The sequence below is a fragment of the Mycobacterium sp. SMC-2 genome (assembly GCF_025263485.1).
Taxonomy (GTDB): Bacteria; Actinomycetota; Actinomycetes; order Mycobacteriales; family Mycobacteriaceae; genus Mycobacterium.
Window position 1 is genome coordinate 4,549,337 of sequence record NZ_CP079863.1, and the last position, 21,067, is coordinate 4,570,403.

Consider the following 21,067-nt stretch of genomic DNA (forward strand, 5'->3'; position numbering starts at 1 on the left):
GCTCACGCTCGTGCGACGAGTCGCGAGACGATCGGCGTCGCCGGCGCCAGGGGTGTCGAGGCGAACTTCGCCTTCATGCCCTTGACCCAGCGCTGGCAGCGCTCGGTGAGGTGGTAATCGTCGGTCTGCAGGTGCCCGCGGGTGACCAGCACCCCGAGTTGAGCGCCCTCAGAACGCAAGTCGCCGGGGGCCGCGACACGCATGTAGAAGGCCTCGGACCCGTCGAGCAGCGTGGCCCAGTCGTTGGCGGAGCGCGCGAAGGAGACACGACCGTCGTCGTCGATGCGCCACACACCGGTGCGTGGCGTCGCGGTGAAGAGTTCGACATCCGGCGAGGTCTCCGTCAATATCACTTGACCCCAGACCTCGTCCTCGCCATAACCGCGCTCCCAGCGCGCGTTGATGTCCTCGATGTCGAGCTCGTACTCCACGTCCATGTACTCGAGCAGGTGAAAAAGAAACAGGGGCATGTCGGCGTAGGCCTCGGTCGTCAGGTTCGTCATCGGGCTGGCACCGCTCAAGCGCGGGTTCACCTCGCCGAGGTAGAGCTCGTCAGAGTCCAAGTCATGCAGGAGGTCCACCTCGAAGTAGCCGCGGTAACCCTCGCGGCTCAGGATGTCGCCCAGCTTCCGCACCATTTCCCGCGCGGCGTGCGTCTGGTCCGGCGGCAGGACTTCGCGCCAAATGTCGTTGCCGCACCAGGCGCCCCGGTGCGGAGTCAGCTCGGGGTAACCGACGAGACTCGTCATCGGGGGGCCGATCACGGTGCCGTGGCGGGTCACGGCACCCTCGATGCACACCTCGACATTGCGGATGCGCTTCATGACTTTGAATTCATGCTGCGCGGTCAGTTCACCGGCATACTCGTCCCAATCACGCTGGCCGCGCACAAAGAACGTGCCGCTGCCGGCGTTGCCATAAGGGACCGAGATAACGAGGTCATCGCCCAATCCGGCGTTCTGGGCGAGAGCCAGCAGTTCGTCGTAGGAGCCGGCCCGCCCCATCGCGTGGGGCACGCTCGGTACGCCCGCCTCGTCGGCCAGGCGCGTCATGACGGTCTTGGAGCCGAGACGATGGCGCAGTTCCACCGGCGGATGCATGACCTCGAGACCCGCCTGCCGAGCGAGGGCCTGGGTCTCCTCGTCCATCATCACGAAGCACGCCTTGCCACCAGGCCCCCGGCCCGCGATGAACTCGAGCGTCTCGGGATCGCGCAGGAGGTGGTTGCACACATCCCCCATGGAGTCAAAATCGATGCGGTCCCGCCGCCGGGGTACGAACACGCGTGAATGTATGCCCTCGAACGAGTCAAAGTAGGTCAGGTAGAAGAAGTTCCGTATCCAGCGGTCGATTCCGAGCAGGTTGAACGGGGTCGGCGAGATGAAGTACAGCGGCACGGTATTGGTGTGAAAGAAAGCGCGCACGTCCGAGAGGCCTTTGAGCAGGCGGCGCGCCTCCGGCTCGGGCCCGCCCGCGGGCGCGGTCACGCCGCCCGCGCTGACGTCGACGCCTCAGACCGCTGCGGCGGCAAGGGTGGTGCGGTCAGGACGCCGGCCTTGCATTCATATACCGTCATTCCCTAAGTGTGGACCCGCGCATGGCCACGCAAAAGCAAAGTGGCCAACCCCGGCCCGGCACTTCGCAACAACTGTGCACCACAAATGGCCCTCAACAAGTGCTGCGATGCCCGCCGTCACCCAAAGTTTGCCAATTGGATGGTTAGGGCACCACAATTGGCGTGTCGTGCGAGCAGATGACGCCAGCAGGGGGATCATGACTTAGGCGTCTCTATTCGAGGGGTGGTCGATGATGATGACGTCGGACGACTGGCAACCGGTAGTGCGAGTCGGAGAACCAAAGTTCGTAGCCGGCCTTGGGAACAGGATCAAAGTTGAAGTCAAGACCAGGGGATGGCTAAGCCGAGACTGGCGCTGCTACTTCGGTCTACAGGTATCGCAACAACGGATCGATGCCAGGTACTCGTCTTATCCGTGTTGGGATGAGGTCCAGCGGATCGAAGGAACATGCGCTGTCGATGAGGCGGAGCGCTACATCGAAATGATCGATGCGGCAATCCACTATGCGAACACTAGGTTGCGGCGCGACGCGTTGCCGAAGGCGGTTATTCAGGGGACGCTGCGGGACCAGCGCGCGTGCGCCGTAAAACGGCGTCAAGCGGCGCTCGATCAGCTCGCGAAGAAGTTGGCAAGACCCGAAGTTGGGTGAGGCAAACCGATCGAGACCCCGGAATGGCGTCGCGGTCTGCCACTGCGCGGCTGAATTGCATCGTTGTGATTGACGATGCGTCTCGTTTCCCGCACTCAAGCGCAAACGTATTCGCGTTCACACAACCATTCTTTAAAGATACCCACGCGGTAACCGATGGCGTTCGAAAGCGCGTTAGGCGACCGGACGGACAGCCGGATCGCCCGCACACCGGCCACCGTCGGAGAACACGCCGGGCAGTACCCTTACCCTGCCCGGGAGTCGCAGCCGACGGCACAGCAATCGTGCGTCGCGCGGACCCCCAAAACCCAAGCCGTGGAGGTGCCCGATGGCCCAATCCGACCTCGTCTCGTTCACCGTCGACAATCGCGTCGCGCTGATCACCGTCAACGACCCCGACCGGCGCAACGCGGTGACCGCCGAGATGTCGGGGCAGCTGCGGGCCGCCGTCGAGCGGGCCGAGGCCGATCCCGACGTGCACGCCGTGGTGGTCACCGGTGCAGGCAAGGCCTTCTGTGCCGGCGCGGACCTCAGCGCGCTCGGCGCCGCGGGCGGCGACAAAACCGAGACGGGTCTGCAGGAGCTCTACGACGGCTTCATGGCCGTCGGCAGTTGCCGGCTGCCCACGATCGCCGCGGTCAACGGCGCGGCCGTGGGCGCGGGCCTGAATCTCGCTCTGGCGGCCGACGTGCGCATCGCCGGGCCGGGGGCGTTGTTCGACGCCCGATTCCAAAAGCTGGGACTGCATCCCGGTGGTGGGGCGACCTGGATGCTGCAGCGGGCGGTGGGCCCTCAAGTGGCCCGCGCGGCCCTGCTCTTCGGCATGCGGTTCGACGCCGAAGCCGCCGTGCACCACGGCCTGGCGCTCTTTGTCGCCGACGACCCGGTCGCCGCGGCGCTGGAACTGGCCGCGGGGCCCGCGGCCGCCCCGCGCGACGTCGTGCTGGCGACGAAGGCCACGATGCGCGCCACCATCAGCCCGGGGTCGCTCGATCACGAACAACACGTCTTCGCCATGCGCACCGAGCTCGGGCCGCAGGCCTACTCCATCCAGTCACCCGAATTCGCCCAGCGACTGGCCGCAGCGCAACGCCGCTCGTGACTAGCGTGAGTTAGCGGTTGGGATCGGTAGCGCACCCGCCACTGTGTGCTTAGCTACGAAGACGCCGGCAGACCTGGCGCCCCAGCAAAGGACACGCAAGTGCACATCACCCGCGCCCCCACCCGGATCGTCGCCGGGGCCCTATTGTCCACCGGCCTGCTGGCGGCTGTATCCGCGCTGGTTGAAGGCGTTGCCCAGGCGCAGCCAACTCCTGCGCCGCAGGTGTATTGGTGCCCAAACCAGCCATGGAACCCGGCATGGGGCGAGAACAAGTACTGGAATCAGTGCTGGGACACCGACAACCCGCCGCACTACCCACCCCCGCCGCCGTCCCGCCAGCCCAATTTCAACTGCGGCCTGTTCTGGTGCCCCGTACCGCCACATCCCTGAGTTCTTACAGGTCGAGCAACGCGGTCATCGGCGACTCGACCAAATCCCTGAGCTCGGTGACGAATTGAGCCGCCTGGGCGCCGTCGGCGACGCGATGATCGAAGACACAGGTCAGCGTCATCGTCGGGCGCACCACGACCTGATCACCGACGGCCACCGGGCGGGGTTTGATTGCCCCCATGCCAAGGATGGCCGCTTCGGGATGGTTGATCACTGGCACACCGTCGTCGGCGCCCAGCGCCCCGAAGTTCGACACGGTAAAGGTCGAGCCGCGCAACTCCCCCGGCGTGAGCGTGCCTTCCCGCGCGCCGATGATCAATTCTTCTGTCCGACTTGCGAGTTCGCGGGTAGTCTTCTTGTGTGCGTCGGGGACCACCGGGACCAGCAGGCCCCGCGTGGTGGCCACGCCGAATCCCAGATGCACGTGATGATGAACGCGAAGCCGCGGGCCGTCGGGCGAATCCACCCATGTCGAGTTGAGAATTTCGTTGTGGCGCAGCGCAATCAGCAGCAACCTCATTGTGAGCACGAACGGCGTGACCTTCTGGTCAGCCGACGCGCGGTCCGACAGCCGCAACAATTCGGTGCAGTCAACCGCGACGCTGACTTTGGCGGCCGGGATTTCCCTGTGCGACAACGCCATTTTCTCGGCCATTCGCGCCTGCACGCCACGGACCGGTCGAACGTCTGCCACGTTTTGGTCGGCCGCCGCCAGCACGTCCGCGCGGGTGATGATGCTGTCGGGGCCGCGTTGCAGCGAGCGCAGGTCGACCATCAACTCCTTGGCCAGTTTGCGCACCGGAGGAGCGGCGAGCGGGCGGCTGGCCCGTCGGCTGGCGTCGATGCCGGCGTCCGCGCCATAGCCGACCAGAGTGGGGACCGCCGCAGCGGTGGTAGGGATGTCGCCGTTCATCGGTGCGGTGTCGATGCGCACGAGCACCGCCCCGACCTCGAGCACGTCACCCTCACCGCCGTGCGTTTCGACGATCCGGCCCGCGTACGGGCTGGGAAGTTCGACCTCGGCCTTGGCGGTCTCCACCGTGCACAACACCTGGTTGAGCTCGACGTCGTCGCCCGCGGCGACGTTCCAGTGCGTCACCGTCACTTCCTGCAGCCCCTCACCGAGGTCGGGAACCCGGAATGCCTTGACCCGCTCGTCGGCGCTCATGGCTGCCCCAAGGCGCGCTCGACGCAGTCCAGCAGCCGGTCGGGGCCGGGCAGCCACAGTCGCTCCAGCCTGGCGGGCGGGTACGGAGTGTCGAATCCGCAGGCGCGCAACACCGGCGCCTCCAGCTCGTAGAACATTTCCTCTTGAATCCTGGCGGCCAATTCGGCGCCATATCCCAGGCTGTGCGGCGCCTCGTGCATCACCACGCAACGCCCGGTCCGACGAATCGATGCCGCCACGGTGTCGAAGTCCAACGGAACCAGTGACCGCAGGTCGATGACCTCCAGGCTCCAACCGCGTTGCCGCTGTGCCTCTTCCGCTGCGCCGATGGCGGTGCCGACCAAGCCGCCATAGGTCAACACGGTGACATCGGACCCGGGACGGCGCACCATCGCCCGCCCGATCGGCGGTTCGGGCCGCGCGGTGTCCACCGTGCCGCGGACCTGATAGCGCCGCTTGGGCTCGAGGTACATTACCGGGTCCGGGCAGGCGATCGCGTGTCGGAGCAGCCAGTACGCGTCGGCCGGGCTGGACGGAACCACCACCTTCAGGCCGGCGGTATGTGCCCAATACGATTCGGTGGAGTCCGAATGATGTTCGGCCGCACCGATTCCGCCGAAGGACGGGATGCGCACCGTCACCGGCATGTTGATCTCGCCGCGGGTGCGGGTGCGGTACTTCGCCAGATGGCTGACCACCTGATCGAACGCCGGGTAAGAGAACCCGTCGAACTGTATCTCCGGCACCGGTACGAAGCCGCGCAGCGCCAGCCCCACCGCGATCCCGATGATGGCGGATTCCGCCAGCGGCGTGTCGAAACAGCGTTTCTCGCCGAACGTTTCGGCGATCCCCTCTGTTACCCTAAACACCCCGCCCGCGACCGAGACGTCTTCGCCGAACACCAGCACCCGCTCGTCGGCGGCCATCGCATCCCGCAGCGCCCGGTTGAGCGCCTGCACCATGGTCAGCGATTGCGCAGTGTTCTGCGCTGTGGCGGTAAGGGTTTCGTCGGCACTCGCCGGACGATCAGCGAGCTGAGTCATCACGCCTCCCCATCGCTACGGTCCAGTTCGGCTCGCAACTGTTGGCGCTGCGCCTCCAACTCGGGCGTGGTCTCGGCGTACACCGTTGCGAACACCTCGTCGATGTCGAAATCGGGTGCGCCGAACACCGCGTCGCGCAATTCGGCGCGCATCCGCTTTGCGCGGGCGGTTACCCTGTCCTCCAGGCGATCCGACCACAGGCCCTGGCCCCGCAGGTAGGTGCGATAGCGCGTGATCGGGTCGAGCGCCGCCCAGCGGTCCACCTCCTCCTGGGTCCGGTACCGGCTGGGATCGTCCGACGTGGTGTGCGCGCCGAGCCGGTAGGTGACCGCCTCGATCAACGTGGGGCCACCGCCGTCCCGGGCGCGGGCGGCGGCCTCGGCCATCACCGCGTAGCACGCCAGCACATCGTTGCCGTCCACCCGTATCCCCGGCATGCCGTAGCCGATTGCCCTGTGCGCGATGGACGGCGCCGCGGTCTGTTTGTGGACCGGCACCGAGATCGCCCACTGGTTGTTCTGCACGAAGAACACGCAGGGCGTGGCGAACACGGCCGAGAAGTTCAGCGCCTCATGCACATCCCCGACGCTGGTGGCGCCGTCCCCGAGAAAGGCAACCGTCACCGAATCCTCGCCGAGGCGTTGCGCGGCCATCGCCGCGCCGACGGCGTGCAGGGTCTGGGTGCCGATCGGGATCGAGATCGGGGCGCAGCATTTCTTGGTGAATTCCAATCCGCCGTGCCAGGTTCCGCGCCACAACGCACCGACGTGCCCCAGCGGGATGCCGCGCACCAGATACGCACCGAGCTCACGGTATTGGGGAAACAGCCAGTCCGTCTTGCGCAGACAGGCCGCCGCGCCCACCTGGGCGGCTTCCTGGCCGCGGCAGGAGGCGAACAAAGCCAACTCCCCTTGGTGCTTGAGGTTGACGAACTCGGTGTCGAGCTCGCGGGTGACCATCATCATTTCGTAGAGCCAGCACAGCGTCTCGGCGGGCAGGTCGCGGTCATAGCGGAGTTCGGGCGTCGATGTGCCGTCCGGGGCGACGAGTTGCACCGGCTCGAGGTCGACGGTCATCGGCAAGTGAGGCATCGTCGCCATACCGTCTCCCTACTTCGGTGCCGCAGGGGTCACAGCCGGGACCTACCGCGAGCCGAAGTCGATCGCCAGCTACACGAAAGGCTCCGCTCGCCGCGACACTGGCGTACTCACCATTATGCGCTCGATTCGGGAGAGATCGCGGTGATCGCAAACGTGTCGCGCCCGCGGGGCAAGAGGCAGCTTGCGACCGTTAGACGACTTCTGAATTCGATATCGTCGGTGATGCTGCTTCGCGAATTTCACCCGCTCGCGGGCTGACCCGCCCTGCGCACCAGCATTTCCGCGTGCTTGAGCACCGGCGAGTCCACCATCTGTCCCTCGAACGCGAAAACGCCGCGCTCGGTCCGCGCCGCCTCCAATACCCTTCGCGCCCAGTCGAGTTTCTCCTCGCTGGGGCGGTAGGCGTCGCGCACGACCGGAATTTGGGTCGGGTGGATGCAGACCGTCGCGTGGAACCCCACCGCGACGGCGTCGGCGGCTTCGGCCCGCAGGCCTTCGACGTCGTGGATGTCCAGATGAACCGCATCGAGCGCAGCCCGGCCGAAGGTGGACGCCGCCAGCAGGACGGTGGACCGGACATGGCGGGCAAAGTCCCGGTAGGTGCCGTCGGCCAAACGGCTGGAGCTGCCGCCGAGGGCGGCGACGAGGTCCTCGGCCCCCCACATCAGCGCGACGGCGCCCTCGGCGGCGGCGATCTCGGTGCTGAACACCGCGCCGCGGGGCGTCTCGATCAGCGCGATGACGTCCCGGGGCGCCAGCGCGGCGACCTGGGCGGCCGATTCGGCCTTCGAGAGCATCACGGTCGTGTAGGGGGTTCCGGCCAGGGCGTCCAGGTCGCGGCCGTACTCCTCGGTGCCGGCCGCGTTGACGCGCACCACGGTGCGCGCGGGATCGAGCGGGGTCTCCCGCAGCGCCTTGCGGGCGGCGGGCTTGTCCGCTGCGGCCACGCCGTCCTCGAGGTCGAGGATCACCACGTCGGCCGCGGCGGCGGCCTTCGCGAACCGCTCGGGACGGTCGGCCGGGCAGAACAACCAGGCAGGACCGGCGGCTTCCAGGTTCATCGGGAACCCTCCCCGCTTGGCCGCTTCTGGACCAGCGTTGTCCGCACCGCCCGCGCAACGATTTCGCCGTTCTGGTTGCGCCCGGTGTGCTCGAGGGTGACGATCCCTTCGCCGGGCCGGCTCTTCGACTCGCGCTTGCCGGTGCAGACCGTCTCCGCATACAGGGTGTCGCCGTGGAAGACCGGCTTGGGGAAGGACACCTCGGAGAAGCCAAGATTGGCCACGATGGTGCCCAAGGTCAACTGCGAGACCGACAGCCCGACCAGCGTGGACAGGGTGAACATCGAGTTCACCAACCGCTCGCCCCGAAAGCCCGGCTGCTCGGCCGCCCACGCCGCGTCCAGGTGCAACGACTGGGTGTTCATGGTCAGCGTGGTGAACAAGACGTTGTCGGCCTCGGTGATGGTGCGGCCGGGCCGGTGCAGGTACGTCGTGCCGATCTCGAACTCGTCGAACCACAAGCCCCGCTGGACGATTGACTTACCGCCTCCTGGTTCGGTCACGACAGCCCCAGCGATCGCGCGATGAGCATCAACTGCACCTCGGTGGTCCCCGCACCGATCTCCAAGATCTTGCTATCGCGGTAGTGCCGCGCCACCGGGTACTCGTTCATGAAGCCGTATCCCCCGTGGATCTGGGTGGCGTCGCGCGCGTTGTCCATGGCCGCTTCCGACGCGATCATCTTCGCGATAGCTGCCTCCTTCTTGAATGGCTTGCCGGCCAACATCTTTGCCGCCGCATCGTAATACGCCGTGCGGGCGACGTGCGCGCGTGCTTCCATCCGCGCGATCTTGAAACTGATCGCCTGGTAGGAGCCTATCGGCTGACCGAAGGACTGGCGTTCCCCGGCGTACTTGACGCTCTCGTCGACGCAGCCCTGCGCGGCGCCGGTCGCCAGCGCGGCGATCGCGATGCGGCCCTCGTCCAGGATGGACAGGAAGTTCGCATAGCCTGTGCCGCGCGGGCCAAGCAGGTTCTCCTCCGGCACCCGGGCGTCGGCGAAGCTCAACGGGTGGGTATCCGAGGCGTTCCAGCCGACCTTGCTGTAAACCGGTTCGACGGTGAATCCCGGTGTTCCGTTGGGCACGATGATCGTCGAGATCTCCTTTTTCCCGTCGGCGACGGTGCCGGTGACCGCGGTGACGGTGACGAGCTTGGTGATGTCGGTGCCGGAGTTGGTGATGAATTGCTTGCTGCCGTTGATCACCCACTCGCCGTCGTCGAGCCGGGCAGTGGTCCGGGTGGCGCCCGCGTCGGAACCGGCGCCCGGTTCGGTGAGCCCGAAACCGGCCAGGGCCCGGCCGGCCGTCAGGTCAGGCAGCCATATAGTTTTCTGCTCTTCGGTGCCGAAGCGGTAGATGGGCATGGCGCCGAGGCTCACGCCGGCCTCCAGCGTGATCGCCACCGACTGGTCGACCTTGCCGAGTTCCTCGAGCGCCAGCGACAGCGCGAAGTAGTCACCGCCCATGCCGCCGTACTCCTCCGGGAACGGCAGGCCGAACAGCCCCATCTCGCCCATCTTGGCGACGACCTCGTACGGGAAGCTGTGCTCCTCATCGTGTTTGGCCGATACGGGGGCGACCACGGTGCGTGCGAACTCGGCCACCGTATCGCGAAGATCCTGGTATTCCTTGGGTAGCGTCCCCGCGGCAATGGATGTCGTCATGTTTCGTCCTCACTCGAATCTGCTGCTGCATCAGGCTCTTCGGGCACCAGCCGGGCCAGCACCTGGTCGACCGTGACCTGATCGCCGACGGACACCAAGAGCTCAGGCCGTCCCGAAAGCGGCGCGGAGAGCGAGTGTTCCATCTTCATTGCCTCCACAACCACCACCACGTCGCCCGCGGACACCTCGGCGCCGGAGGCGGCCTGGACCGCGATCACGCTGCCGGGCATGGGGCTGAGAATCTCGGCCTGCTGCGCACCGACCGCGCGGTGAATCTTGTGCTCCTCGGCCTCACGCAGGTGCCACGCTCCGCGCTCGTCGGCGATCCAAAGGTGACGGTTGGCCTCCGCCCACCGGTATTCACGGCGCACCCCCTCCAGCGTGACATCCATCCGATCGTCGTCGACTTGCACGCTCGCGGAACGGATTTTGCCCGTCCCGACTTGCACCCGGGCGTCGGACGGGGAACCCCATACCGACACGGTTTCGCTGCGCAGGGGGGTCCGCATCTCAGTGCGCACGGGTGCCTGCGCACCCCCGACCCGCCATCCGGTCGGGACGGCCCAGAGTCTGCCGGCGGCGCGGCGGTCCAGGGCCCACTGGCGGTAGAGACCACCGGCGGCGAGCACGTCGTCGGGCGCCGGCAACGGCGCGAAGTCCGCCACCCGCTCGTCGAGCAGCGCCGTGTCGAGGTCACCGGATTGCACTCGCCCGTCGGCCAGCAGGAACCGGAGGAACTCGATGTTGGTCTGCACCCCCAGGATCGCGGTCTGCGCCAGCGCCCCGTCGAGCCTGGCCAGCGCCTCGTCGCGGTCCTCTCCGCAGGCGATCACCTTGCTCAGCATCGGGTCGTAATCGCTGCCGACCAGCGTGCCGGGCAACAGCGACGAGTCGACCCGCACGCCGGCGCCGGAGGGCTCGGCCACCTGCAGCACGCGGCCACCGGTGGGCAGGAATCCGCGTGCGGGGTCCTCGGCATACACCCGGGCCTCGATCGCGTGGCCCCGCAGTTCGATGTCATCCTGCGCGAACCCCAGCTTCTCGCCGGCGGCCACCCGTAGCTGCCACTCCACCAGGTCCAGTCCGGTAATCGCTTCGGTGACCGGATGTTCCACCTGCAGCCGGGTGTTCATCTCCATGAAGAAGAACTCGTCGGGACGGTCGGCGGAGACGATGAACTCCACCGTGCCCGCGCCGACGTAGTCGACGCTGCGGGCGGTGTTGCACGCAGCCGCCCCGATGCGGGCGCGTGTCTGCGGGTCGAGCAGCGGCGAGGGCGCTTCCTCGATCACCTTCTGGTGACGCCGCTGCAGGCTGCATTCGCGCTCGCCGAGGTGGACCACGTTGCCGTGGGTGTCAGCGAGCACCTGCACCTCGATGTGTCTGGGGCTCAACACGAATCGCTCCAGGAACAGGGTGTCGTCGCCGAACGACGAGGCGGCCTCGCGCCGGGCACCCAGCAGGGCGTCGCGCAGCCGGCTCGGGTCATCCACCAGGCGCATGCCCTTGCCGCCGCCGCCCGCCGACGGCTTGATCAACACCGGGTATCCGATGTCTTCGGCTGCCGCCACCAACTCGTCGTCGCTCAGTCCGGGCTTGGCCACCCCGGGCACCACCGGCACGTCGAAGGCGGCGACCGCGTTCTTGGCGGTGATCTTGTCGCCCATCACCTGGATCGCTCGCGCCGGCGGGCCGAGGAACACCACGCCGGCCTTTTCGCAGGCGGCCGCGAATTCCGCGTTCTCCGAGAGGAACCCGTAGCCCGGATGGATCGCCTGAGCCCCGGTGCGTGCCGCCGCATCGAGCACTTTGCCGATGTCGAGGTAGCTCTCGCGGGCCGCCGCGGGGCCCAGGCGCACGGCCGTGTCGGCCTCCAGGACATGACGGGCGCCGGCATCGGGGTCGCTGTACACCGCGACCGAGCGGATGCCGAGGCGGCGCAGGGTCCGCATCACCCGGACGGCGATCTCGCCACGGTTGGCCACTAATACAGTCGAAAACATCGTCATCACATCCGAAAGACGCCGTAGGAGACCGGATCCAACGGGGCGTGGGCGCACACCGAAAGGGCCAGCCCGACAACCGTTCTGGTGTCGGCCGGATCGATGATGCCGTCGTCCCACAGTCGGGCGGTCGAATAGTACGGGTTGCCCTGGTCCTCATACTGCTGGCGGATGGGGGCCTTGAACGCCTCCTCCTCGTCGGGCGGCCACGGTTTGCCGGCCGCCGCGAGCTGCTCGCCGCGCACCGTGGCCAACACCGAGGCGGCCTGTTCGCCGCCCATGACCGAGATGCGGGCGTTGGGCCACATCCACAAGAAGCGCGGGGAGTATGCCCGCCCGCACATCGAATAGTTACCCGCGCCATAGGATCCGCCGATCACGACGGTCAGCTTGGGCACCCGGGCACAGGCCACGGCGGTCACCATCTTGGCGCCGTGCTTGGCGATTCCGCCGGCCTCGTAGTCACGCCCGACCATGAACCCGGCGATGTTCTGCAGGAACAACAGTGGGATCTTGCGTTTGTCACACAGCTCGATGAAATGGGCGGCCTTCAGGGCGGATTCGCTGAACAGGATGCCGTTGTTGGCGACGATCCCCACCGGGTGGCCGTGGATGCGGGCGAAGGCGGTCATCAGCGTCTTGCCGTAATTCGCCTTGAATTCGCTGAATTCGCCGCCGTCGACCAGCCGCACTACCACCTCGTGCACGTCGTAGGGCACGCGCGGATCCGGCGGCACCACATCGTAGAGCTCGCTCTGCGGATGCTTGGGCTCCACCGGGGGCCGGACGTCCCACTGGCTGGGTTCGCGCGGGCCGAAGGTGGCCGCGATGGCGCGCACGATGCGCAGCGCGTGCTCGTCGTCGTCGGCGAGATGGTCGGTGACACCGGAGACCCGCGAGTGCAGGTCGCCGCCGCCGAGGTCCTCGGCCGAGACGATCTCACCGGTGGCCGCCTTCACCAGGGGCGGACCACCGAGGAAGATCGTGCCCTGCTCGCGGACGATGACGGCCTCGTCGCTCATGGCCGGCACATAGGCGCCACCGGCCGTGCACGAGCCGAGGACGGCGGCCACCTGGGGAATCTCCTTGGCGCTCATGGTCGCCTGGTTGTAGAAGATGCGGCCGAAGTGCTCGCGGTCGGGAAACACCTCGTCCTGGCGCGGCAGGAAGGCGCCGCCGGAGTCCACCAGGTAGATGCAGGGCAGGCGATTCTGCAGCGCGACTTCCTGTGCGCGCAAGTGCTTTTTGACCGTCATGGGGTAGTAGGTGCCGCCCTTGACGGTGGCGTCGTTGGCGACGATCACACACTCGCGCGCGGACACCCGGCCGATCCCGGTGATGATGCCGGCCCCCGGGGACTCGTCGTCATACATGCCGTTGGCGGCCAGGGGCGCCAACTCCAAGAACGGGCTGCCCGGGTCGAGCAGGCGATCCACCCGCTCCCGCGGCAGCAGCTTGCCGCGGCTCACATGGCGTTCGCGCGCGCGTTCGTTGCCGCCCAGTGCGGCGGCCGCCAGCTTGGCGTTCAACTCGGCGACCAGCCTGCGGTGCTCGTCGGCGAACGATGGCGCGGTCATCACAGAGGTCACGGTTGCCTCCCGGTCATCAGGGACGGTTCGGTCTTGGCGCGCACCTCGTCGGCCGAGACCCCCGGGGCGGTCTCGACCAGGCGCAGGCCGTCGTCGCACACGTCGATGACGGCCAGGTCGGTGATGATGCGATCGACACAGCCCGCGCCGGTCAGCGGAAGAGTACACCGCGCAACGATTTTCGGGCTGCCGTCGCGGGCGGTGTGCTCCATCATGGCGATCACCTTGCGGGCGCCGTGGACGAGGTCCATCGCGCCGCCCATGCCCTTCACCATCTTTCCGGGAATCATCCAGTTGGCGAGGTCGCCGGTGGCCGAGACCTGCATCGCCCCCAGCACCGCGAGGTCGAGGTGTCCGCCGCGAATGATCCCGAATGAGGCCGAGGAACCGAGTAAGGCCGCACCCGGAATCGTGGTGACTGTCTCCTTGCCCGCGTTGATCACATCCGCGTCGACGTCCTCGGGCCGGGGATACGGTCCGACACCGAGGATTCCGTTCTCCGAATGCACGACGACGGTGACGCCCGCCGGGATGTGATTGGGGACAAGAGTGGGCATCCCGATGCCGAGGTTGACGTACTGGCCGTCCTCGAATTCGGCGGCCACCCGCGCGGCCAAACCCTCTTTGCTCCAAGGCATCAGGCGCCACTTCTCCTCATCGCTTCACTCTGCATCGTCGTGGCGCGGGCATCAGCGCACCGTCAACTTTTCGATCCGCTTCACCGGCCCCGGCGCGTGCACGACCCGTTGCACATAGATGCCCGGCGTGTGCACCGCGGCGGGATCGATCTCTCCCGGCTCGACAAGGTGTTCCACCTCGGCGATGGTGATCCTGCCGGCCTGGGCGCAGTCCGGGTTGAAGTTGGCGGCGGCCCCCCGGTAGACGAGGTTGCCGTGCCGGTCCCCCTTCCAGGCGTGCACCAGTGCGAAGTCCGTGCGGATCGCCCGCTCCAGAACATAGGTGACACCGTCGAACTCGCGGGTCTCCTTCGGTGGCGACATCACCGCCACCGCGCCGGAGGCGTCGTAGCGCCACGGCAACCCACCGTCGGCAACGGCCGTCCCCACCCCCGCGGCGGTGTAGAAGGCGGGAATCCCCATTCCTCCTGCGCGCAGCCGCTCCGCGAGCGTGCCCTGCGGGTTGAGCTCCACCTCGAGTTCACCCGCGAGGAACTGGCGAGCGAACTCCTTGTTGTCGCCCACATACGAGGCGATGGTTCGCCGAATTCGCTTGTGCGCCAACAATGGGCCCAGCCCGATTCCATCGCCGCCACAGTTGTTGGACACCGTCTCCAGGTTGCGGACCCCGGTGGCGACGAGCGCGGTGATCAAAGCTTCGGGGATGCCACAAAACCCAAAGCCCCCGACCGCCAGGGACGACCCGTCGGTTATGTCGGCTACCGCCTCAGCGGCCGTCGCCACCACCTTGTCCATCGCCGCAGCAGCCTCCTTGCCGTCGGGCGGGCCATTTTGAGTTAATGCTCATTAACTAACGGCTGAGAATACCACCGTCGGTCCCGCCGGTCCAGCGACGACGACGCCGGGTCATCGCCGTCCATTGCCGCAAGTCAACCGCCAAAACTCGTGCTAAGTTAGTGGCGATTAACCAACTCGACGGGGGTTCGTCGTGACAACGTCCACCTCTGACGGCCAGCCCGGCCCCCCCGATGCCCCAAATCGTCGGAGCCGGTTGAAATCCGACCGGCGCCTGCAGCTGCTGTCGGCCGCCGAGCGTCTGTTCGCCGAGCGCGGCTTCCTGGCCGTGCGGCTCGAGGACATCGGCGCCGCCGCCGGTGTCAGCGGTCCGGCGATCTACCGCCACTTCCCCAACAAGGAGTCGCTGCTGGTCGAGTTGCTGGTGGGCATCAGCGCCCGCTTGCTCGCCGGTGCCCGGGACGTGCGGGCCCGCAACCCCGACGCGGCCAGCGCGCTGGACGGCCTGATCGACTTTCACCTGGACTTCGCGCTGGGCGAACCGGACCTGATCCGCATCCAGGACCGCGACCTCGCGCACCTGCCCGAGGCGGCCGAGAAGCAGGTGCGCAAAGCGCAACGCCAATACGTCGAGGTGTGGGTCGAGGTGTTGCGCGAGCTGAACCCCGAGCTGCCCGAGCCCGATGCCCGGCTGACCGCCCACGCGGTGTTCGGCCTGCTCAACTCGACGCCGCACAGCATGAAGTCCCCCGATGCCTCGCGCAGCAAGTCCGCCCGCAGCGCACGGTCCCGCGCCGTCATGCGGGCGATGACGGTCGCCGCGCTCGCCGCCGGGAACGAGTGCCCCTGAATTGCCGCTGGTGAGGTGATTCGCCGCTCGGGCGCCCGGCGCAGGTACTCTGCAATCCATGAGGTGGACATGAACGATTCACGTCCCACCGAGCGGTACAGTCCCTCCCTGCCGGGATCGTCGCCGCAGGGCCCGTGGTACCCGCCCGCCGACCCGGCGTACGCCGACCAGGCGCCCTACGCGCCTGCCTACGGTGGGCAAGCTCCGCCGTGGGCACCCAGCATGAACGAGGCCAACACGACCCGAGAGCTGCCGGCGTACTGGCAGCATGAGCTTCCTCCGTCGGGTCAACCGCATCCCCAGGCTCCGCCGCCGCCGGGCGGCCCGAAACCTCCACCGCGATGGCTGTGGATCCTTGCCGGCGCGGCCGTGCTGCTGGTGGTCGCCCTCGTCGTTGCGTTGGTGTTGGTGAACGACGCGATCAAGACCCAGACCGCGGTCCCGCCGTTGCCCGCCATGCCGGAGACCACTTCGACGATGCCGAGCCCGTCGACGCGCACGTCACCGACCCGCGTCCCGGCTCCCGTGCCGCCCGGCGGCTCGCAGACGCCCACCGAGTCCACCGGCCCGGCCGCGATGCAGGACATCGTCTACAGCGTCGCCGGCGAAGGCCGCGCGATCAGCATCATGTACATCGACACCGGGGACCTGATCCAGACTGAATTCAACGTCGCGCTGCCCTGGAGCAAAGAGGTCACCCTGCCCAAGACGGCGGTCCATCCGGCCAACGTCACGGTCGTCAACATCGGGCACAACGTCACCTGCTCGGTCACCGTCAACGGCATCCAGATGAGCAAGCGCGTCGGCGTCGGGCTGACGATCTGCGACGCCAGGGGCTAAGCGCCCGTTACGACGGCTCGACTGCCAAAGCGCCACGCGCGGGAACCCGGACCGCCAGCATCGCCAGCAGCCCGGCGCCTAGCACCAGCGTGATGCCGCCCAGGCCCGCACGCACGGCGCCGAATACGTCCACGAACACGGAGAACAGCCAGGGCGCCAGGAACGCCACCGCCCGCCCGGTCATGGTGTAAAGGCCGAACGCGACGCCTTCCCTGCCGCGCTTCGCCATGTGCAGCAGCAGGGCACGTGAGGATGACTGCGATGGCCCGATGAACATGCACAGCAGTAGCCCGCATATCCAGAAGGCCACCGGACCGGACAGCGACATCAGGGTGAGGCCCAGGGCGACGATGGCGGCCAGCGACCCCACGATGACGGGTTTCGACCCGATCCGATGATCGACGAACCCACCCAGCACCGCGCCCACCGCCGCCACCACGCTGGCCACCACACCGAATACGAGCACGTCGCCCTGCGAGATGCCGTACACGTTGACGCCCAGCACGGCGCCGAAGGCGAAGATCGCCGCCAGCCCATCCCGGAAAAGCGCGCTGGCCAACAGGAAGTAGACCAGATTGCGGTCGCGCCGCCATTCGGCGGAGACCTCTGTCCACAGCTTGCGATAGCCGCCGAGCATGCTCGTCGGCCCGTGCACCGCGGCCGAGTCGGGGAGCCGATGGGCGACGAACAGCAGTGGCAGAGCGAAGATCGCCAGCCATGCCGCCGCGACCAGCATCGCCTCCCGGACGTAGAGGCCGTCGTGAAGAGACACCCGCAATAGCCCGCGCGTCGCGTTCGGCCCGGAGCCGGTCCCCGAAATGAATCCGCTGTAGACCACAAGCAGGAGCAGGACGCTGCCGACGTAGCCGGCCGCCCAGCCCAGCCCAGATATCCGGCCGGCGGTCTGCGGCGTCGAAAGTTGGCGCAGCATGGCGTTATACGGGACGCTGGCCAGGTCGCTGCAGGCCGCCGTAGCTCCCATCAACACCAGCCCGGCCCACAGGTAGCCGGGGCGGTCGTGGATGAAGAACATCGCGCTCGTCAGCGCGACGGCCAGAGCGGTCAACACGCTCAGGGCGACCCGCCGGCGATGCGGGGACTCCACCCAGACGCCCACGGCCGGCGCCAGCAGCGCGACGGTTAGCCCGGCAATCGCCGCGGCACGCCCCAACCAACTCGCCGGCGTGGTGCCGCCGGAAATGCCCACCCCCACGCTGCTGGTCAGGTACACGGCGAAGACGAAGGTCGTCACGATCGCGTTCAGGCCGGTGGAGCCGCAGTCCCAGAGCGCCCACGCCACCACCCGGGATGGCACCGGCGTGAGTGAACGCGGCGACGGCTGCCCCATGCCCGGCACTCTATTTGTTCCGCAGCCGACCCGCCGCGCCCGGCTTCGCCGCGCTGGCTGTCTACGATTGGCTTCATGCCGATCCCCCCGCCCAGCCCAGACGCGCGCGCCGTCGTGACCGGAGCTTCGCAGAACATCGGCGAGGCGCTGGCCACCGAACTGGCCGCCCGTGGACACAGCCTGATCGTCACCGCTCGACGTGAAGACCTGCTCAACGAGCTGGCCGCGCGCCTGACCGACAAGTACCGCGTCGCGGTCGACGTGCGACCCGCCGACCTCGCCGATCCGGGGGAACGCGCGAAACTGTGCGACGAACTGGCCGCCCGGCCGATCTCGATCTTGTGCGCCAACGCGGGCACCGCGACCTTCGGTCCGGTGGCGACGCTGGACCCGGCCGGCGAAAAGGCGCAAGTGCAGCTCAACGTGCTGGGCGTGCACGACCTTACGTTGGCGGTGCTCCCTGGCATGGTCGAGCGCAAGGCGGGCGGCATTCTGATTTCCGGTTCGGCGGCGGGCAATTCGCCGATTCCCTACAACGCCACCTATGCGGCCACCAAGGCGTTCGCCAACACGTTCAGCGAATCGCTGCGCGGTGAACTGCGCAACTCGGGTGTGCACGTCACGCTGCTGGCGCCGGGACCGGTGCGCACAGACCTCCCCGACGACGCCGAGAGATCGCTGGTGGAACGGCTGGTGCCGGACTTCCTGTGGATCTCCACCGAACACACCGCGCAGGTGTCGCTGGATGCGTTGGAGCGCAACAAGATGCGCGTCGTCCCGGGCTTGACGTCCAAGGCCATGTCGGTGGCGAGCGGCTACGCCCCCCGCGCTATCGTCGCGCCCATCGTGGGCAGCTTCTACAAGAAGCTCGGCGGCAGCTAGCCCTTACTTCCGGCGGCGGCGGCGGCCGGTGCCGAAGATGCCTTTCACCGCTTCCCGTATCGCCGTATTGATACCGCTTTTCACGGTCGGGTTACTCAGCAATTCTTCCCACATCGCGGGGCCCTTTGGCTCCGCCGGCTCCGGCATGGGCGGTGGCGGCTCGTTCGACGGAACCGGCGGATAGTCCGACTGGACGTGCGGCGCGGGCTGGGCCTGCGGGCCGGCCTGGGGCTGCGCCGGTTGTTCAACCGTTTGGCCGTACTTTTGCTGCAGGGGACTGTCTTTCGCCGCCTTGGCGATCGCGTCGGTGCCGATCGAGGCCATCAGTGACCGGGGGACCCGCATGCGTGTCCATGCGACGGGCGTGGGTGCACCCTTCTCCGACAGCACGGTGACGACGGCCTCACCGATTCCCAGCGACGTGAGCGCCGACTCCAGGTCGTACACATCCGTTTTCGGGTACGTCCGCACGGTCTTGCTCAGCGCCTGCTGGTCGTCGGGGGTAAACGCCCGCAGCGCGTGCTGGATTCGGGCGCCCAGCTGGGAGAGCACGTCGTTGGGCACGTCGGTGGGTAGCTGGGTGCAGAAGAACACCCCGACGCCCTTGGAGCGAATCAGCTTGACGGTTTGTTCGACCTGTTCGAGGAACGCCTTCGAAGCGTCGGCGAACAACAGGTGCGCCTCGTCGAAAAAGAAGACCAGCTTGGGCTTGTCGACATCACCGACCTCTGGCAACTCCGCGAACAGATCGGCCAGCAGCCACATGAGGAAGGTGGAGAAGATGACGGGACGCAACGACTGGCCGCTGAACTCCAGCAACGAAATGATGCCGCGGCCCTGGTCGTCGACGCGCAGCAGATCGTTCGGATCAAGCTTCGGCTCGCCGAAGAACGTATCCCCACCCTCGCCGGCCAGGTTCACCAGCGCCCGCAGGATGACACCCGCCGTCGTCGACGACACCCCGCCCAGGTCTTTCAGATCGGCCTTGCCCTCGTCGCTCGCCAGGTGGCTGATCACGCCGCGCAGATCGTTCAGAGTGATCAGCGGACGGTTGGCTTGCTGGGCCCAGTGAAAGATCAGTCCCAGCGTCGACTCTTGAGTGGCGTTGAGGCCCAGCACTTTCGACAGCAGAACAGGACCGAAGCTGGAGATGGTCGCGCGTACCGGTACGCCCACTCCCCCGGTGCCCAGCGACAGGAACTCGACCGGGAATCCGGTTGCCACCCAGTCGTCGCCGGTGTCTTTGGCACGCGCGGCGGTCTTGTCGTTGGCCTCCCCCGGCCGGGTCAGACCCGACAGGTCACCCTTGACGTCGGCCATCATCACCGCCACACCCGCCGCGCTGAGTTGCTCGGCGATCAGCTGCAGCGTCTTGGTTTTGCCGGTTCCGGTCGCGCCGGCCACCAGGCCGTGCCGGTTGACGGTGGACAGCGGGATGCGTATCTGTGCCGTCGGGTCGGCGACGCCATCGACGACGACCGTGCCCAATTCGAGCGCCCGCCCGTCGACGGCGTAGCCGTTGGCGATCCGGCGCGCGGCGGTCTCTGCTGGTTCGGTGCTCATCGTGCCGCGCCCCCGTTCTCCAGTGGTTCGGCATGCGGTTCGGCAACGCTCACACTACTTCTCCGGCCGAGTCGGGGGCGAGGGGCGGCGTGAGCGCCCGGTGGGCCTAGTCTGAGCGCTGTGCGAGACGAGTTGGTGTGGATCGATTGCGAGATGACCGGGCTGGATCTCGGCTCGGACAAGCTGATCGAGATCGCGGCCCTGGTCACCGACGCCGATTTGAACGTTCTGGGCGACGGCGTCGACGTGGTGATCCACGCTGACGACGCGGCGCTGTCGTCGATGATCGACGTGGTCACCGACATGCACTCGCGTTCCGGCTTGATCGACGAGGTGAGGGCGTCCACCGTCGACGTGGCAACCGCCGAGGCCATGGTGCTCGATTACGTCGGCAAGCACGTCAAGCAACCCAAGACCGCGCCACTGGCCGGCAATTCCATCGCCACCGATCGCGCGTTCATCGCCCGCGACATGCCCGCGCTGGACTCGTTCCTGCATTACCGGATGATCGACGTGAGTTCGATCAAGGAGCTCTGCCGGCGCTGGTATCCGCGGATCTACTTCGGCCAGCCGGTTAAGGGACTCGCCCACCGGGCACTGGCCGACATTCACGAATCCATCCGCGAGCTGAAGTTCTATCGCCGGACCGCGTTCGTCGCCCCGCCGGGCCCCTCTACCAGCGAGATCGAGGCCGTCGTCGCCGAACTGGACGGCGGAGAGGGCACACCGGGGTCAAACGATTCGGCCGCCGAGCCACCGACCGGCTAGTATCGACGTCGCCGCTCGTTGGCCTCGAGGCCAGG

At 67.5% G+C, this 21,067-nt stretch carries 20 protein-coding genes; 7 read left to right on the forward strand and 13 right to left on the reverse strand.

What is annotated here, in order from left to right; all coding sequences use genetic code 11:
* Positions 1-2 precede the first annotated feature (2 nt).
* Positions 3-1,487, reverse strand: coding sequence for a biotin carboxylase (locus KXD96_RS21300; RefSeq protein ID WP_260739570.1), 1,485 nt, complete (start codon positions 1,485-1,487; stop codon positions 3-5).
* Positions 1,488-1,812: 325 nt separating this feature from the next.
* Between KXD96_RS21300 and KXD96_RS21305 the strand changes: the two genes are divergently transcribed.
* The 3 genes from KXD96_RS21305 to KXD96_RS21315 all read left to right on the forward strand — a co-directional run bounded on the left by KXD96_RS21305 (position 1,813) and on the right by KXD96_RS21315 (position 3,718).
* The gene (locus KXD96_RS21305; protein ID WP_313901668.1) at positions 1,813-2,226 is read left to right on the forward strand and encodes a hypothetical protein; all 414 of its coding nucleotides are present in this window, start codon (positions 1,813-1,815) and stop codon (positions 2,224-2,226) included.
* Between the two features lie 328 nt (positions 2,227-2,554).
* Positions 2,555-3,328, forward strand: a complete 774-nt coding sequence (locus tag KXD96_RS21310) for an enoyl-CoA hydratase (protein ID WP_260739576.1) — start codon at positions 2,555-2,557, stop codon at positions 3,326-3,328.
* Between the two features lie 99 nt (positions 3,329-3,427).
* On the forward strand, positions 3,428-3,718 hold the full coding sequence (locus KXD96_RS21315; protein WP_260739578.1) for a hypothetical protein: 291 nt from the start codon (positions 3,428-3,430) through the stop codon (positions 3,716-3,718).
* Positions 3,719-3,722: 4 nt separating this feature from the next.
* Here KXD96_RS21315 and KXD96_RS21320 read toward each other — a convergent pair whose 3' ends face one another.
* The 10 genes from KXD96_RS21320 to KXD96_RS21365 all read right to left on the reverse strand — a co-directional run bounded on the left by KXD96_RS21320 (position 3,723) and on the right by KXD96_RS21365 (position 14,781).
* Complete coding sequence (locus KXD96_RS21320) at positions 3,723-4,886, reverse strand: dihydrolipoamide acetyltransferase family protein (RefSeq protein ID WP_260739579.1); 1,164 nt, start codon at positions 4,884-4,886, stop codon at positions 3,723-3,725.
* Positions 4,883-5,929, reverse strand: a complete 1,047-nt coding sequence (gene bkdB / locus KXD96_RS21325; RefSeq protein WP_260739583.1) for a 3-methyl-2-oxobutanoate dehydrogenase subunit beta — start codon at positions 5,927-5,929, stop codon at positions 4,883-4,885. Before bkdB ends, KXD96_RS21320 begins: the two co-directional genes overlap by 4 nt.
* Entirely contained in the window at positions 5,929-7,029 is a 1,101-nt protein-coding gene (pdhA, locus tag KXD96_RS21330; RefSeq protein WP_260739584.1) for a pyruvate dehydrogenase (acetyl-transferring) E1 component subunit alpha, read from the reverse strand. Before pdhA ends, bkdB begins: the two co-directional genes overlap by 1 nt.
* 239 nt (positions 7,030-7,268) lie before the next feature.
* A complete protein-coding gene (locus KXD96_RS21335) occupies positions 7,269-8,090 on the reverse strand; it encodes a CoA ester lyase (RefSeq protein WP_260739586.1) in 822 nt (273 codons plus the stop codon).
* Entirely contained in the window at positions 8,087-8,593 is a 507-nt protein-coding gene (locus KXD96_RS21340) for a MaoC family dehydratase (RefSeq protein WP_260739589.1), read from the reverse strand. The genes KXD96_RS21335 and KXD96_RS21340 overlap by 4 nt, the downstream gene beginning before the upstream one ends.
* Positions 8,590-9,756 carry an acyl-CoA dehydrogenase family protein gene (locus KXD96_RS21345; RefSeq protein WP_260739591.1) on the reverse strand — a complete coding sequence of 389 codons (1,167 nt, stop codon included), beginning with the start codon at positions 9,754-9,756 and terminating at the stop codon, positions 8,590-8,592. The genes KXD96_RS21340 and KXD96_RS21345 overlap by 4 nt, the downstream gene beginning before the upstream one ends.
* Positions 9,753-11,759, reverse strand: a complete 2,007-nt coding sequence (locus tag KXD96_RS21350; RefSeq protein WP_260739592.1) for an acetyl/propionyl/methylcrotonyl-CoA carboxylase subunit alpha — start codon at positions 11,757-11,759, stop codon at positions 9,753-9,755. Before KXD96_RS21350 ends, KXD96_RS21345 begins: the two co-directional genes overlap by 4 nt.
* A gap of 5 nt (positions 11,760-11,764) precedes the next feature.
* Entirely contained in the window at positions 11,765-13,336 is a 1,572-nt protein-coding gene (locus KXD96_RS21355; RefSeq protein ID WP_260745485.1) for a carboxyl transferase domain-containing protein, read from the reverse strand.
* 8 nt (positions 13,337-13,344) lie between these two features.
* Positions 13,345-13,986 carry a 3-oxoacid CoA-transferase subunit B gene (locus KXD96_RS21360; protein WP_260739594.1) on the reverse strand — a complete coding sequence of 214 codons (642 nt, stop codon included), beginning with the start codon at positions 13,984-13,986 and terminating at the stop codon, positions 13,345-13,347.
* A 51-nt stretch (positions 13,987-14,037) separates the two neighbouring features.
* Positions 14,038-14,781 (reverse strand): CoA transferase subunit A, encoded by a 744-nt coding sequence (locus KXD96_RS21365; RefSeq protein WP_260739596.1) that lies wholly within the window; start codon positions 14,779-14,781, stop codon positions 14,038-14,040.
* Between the two features lie 193 nt (positions 14,782-14,974).
* On the opposite strand from KXD96_RS21365, the gene KXD96_RS21370 reads away from it, so the two are divergent.
* A complete protein-coding gene (locus KXD96_RS21370) occupies positions 14,975-15,631 on the forward strand; it encodes a TetR/AcrR family transcriptional regulator (RefSeq protein ID WP_260739600.1) in 657 nt (218 codons plus the stop codon).
* Between the two features lie 63 nt (positions 15,632-15,694).
* Entirely contained in the window at positions 15,695-16,471 is a 777-nt protein-coding gene (locus KXD96_RS21375) for an MmpS family protein (protein ID WP_260739603.1), read from the forward strand.
* Between the two features lie 7 nt (positions 16,472-16,478).
* On the opposite strand, the gene KXD96_RS21380 is transcribed toward KXD96_RS21375, so the two are convergent.
* Positions 16,479-17,819 (reverse strand): MFS transporter, encoded by a 1,341-nt coding sequence (locus KXD96_RS21380; RefSeq protein ID WP_260739605.1) that lies wholly within the window; start codon positions 17,817-17,819, stop codon positions 16,479-16,481.
* A gap of 75 nt (positions 17,820-17,894) precedes the next feature.
* Here KXD96_RS21380 and cmrA point away from each other — a divergent pair, with 75 nt between their 5' ends.
* Positions 17,895-18,701 carry a mycolate reductase gene (cmrA, locus tag KXD96_RS21385; protein WP_260739607.1) on the forward strand — a complete coding sequence of 269 codons (807 nt, stop codon included), beginning with the start codon at positions 17,895-17,897 and terminating at the stop codon, positions 18,699-18,701.
* A gap of 3 nt (positions 18,702-18,704) precedes the next feature.
* Here the strand turns inward: cmrA and KXD96_RS21390 are convergent, their stop codons facing one another.
* Entirely contained in the window at positions 18,705-20,264 is a 1,560-nt protein-coding gene (locus KXD96_RS21390; protein ID WP_260739609.1) for a DUF853 domain-containing protein, read from the reverse strand.
* Between the two features lie 120 nt (positions 20,265-20,384).
* Between KXD96_RS21390 and orn the strand changes: the two genes are divergently transcribed.
* Positions 20,385-21,032, forward strand: a complete 648-nt coding sequence (gene orn, locus KXD96_RS21395) for an oligoribonuclease (RefSeq protein ID WP_260739610.1) — start codon at positions 20,385-20,387, stop codon at positions 21,030-21,032.
* Positions 21,033-21,067: the final 35 nt, after the last annotated feature.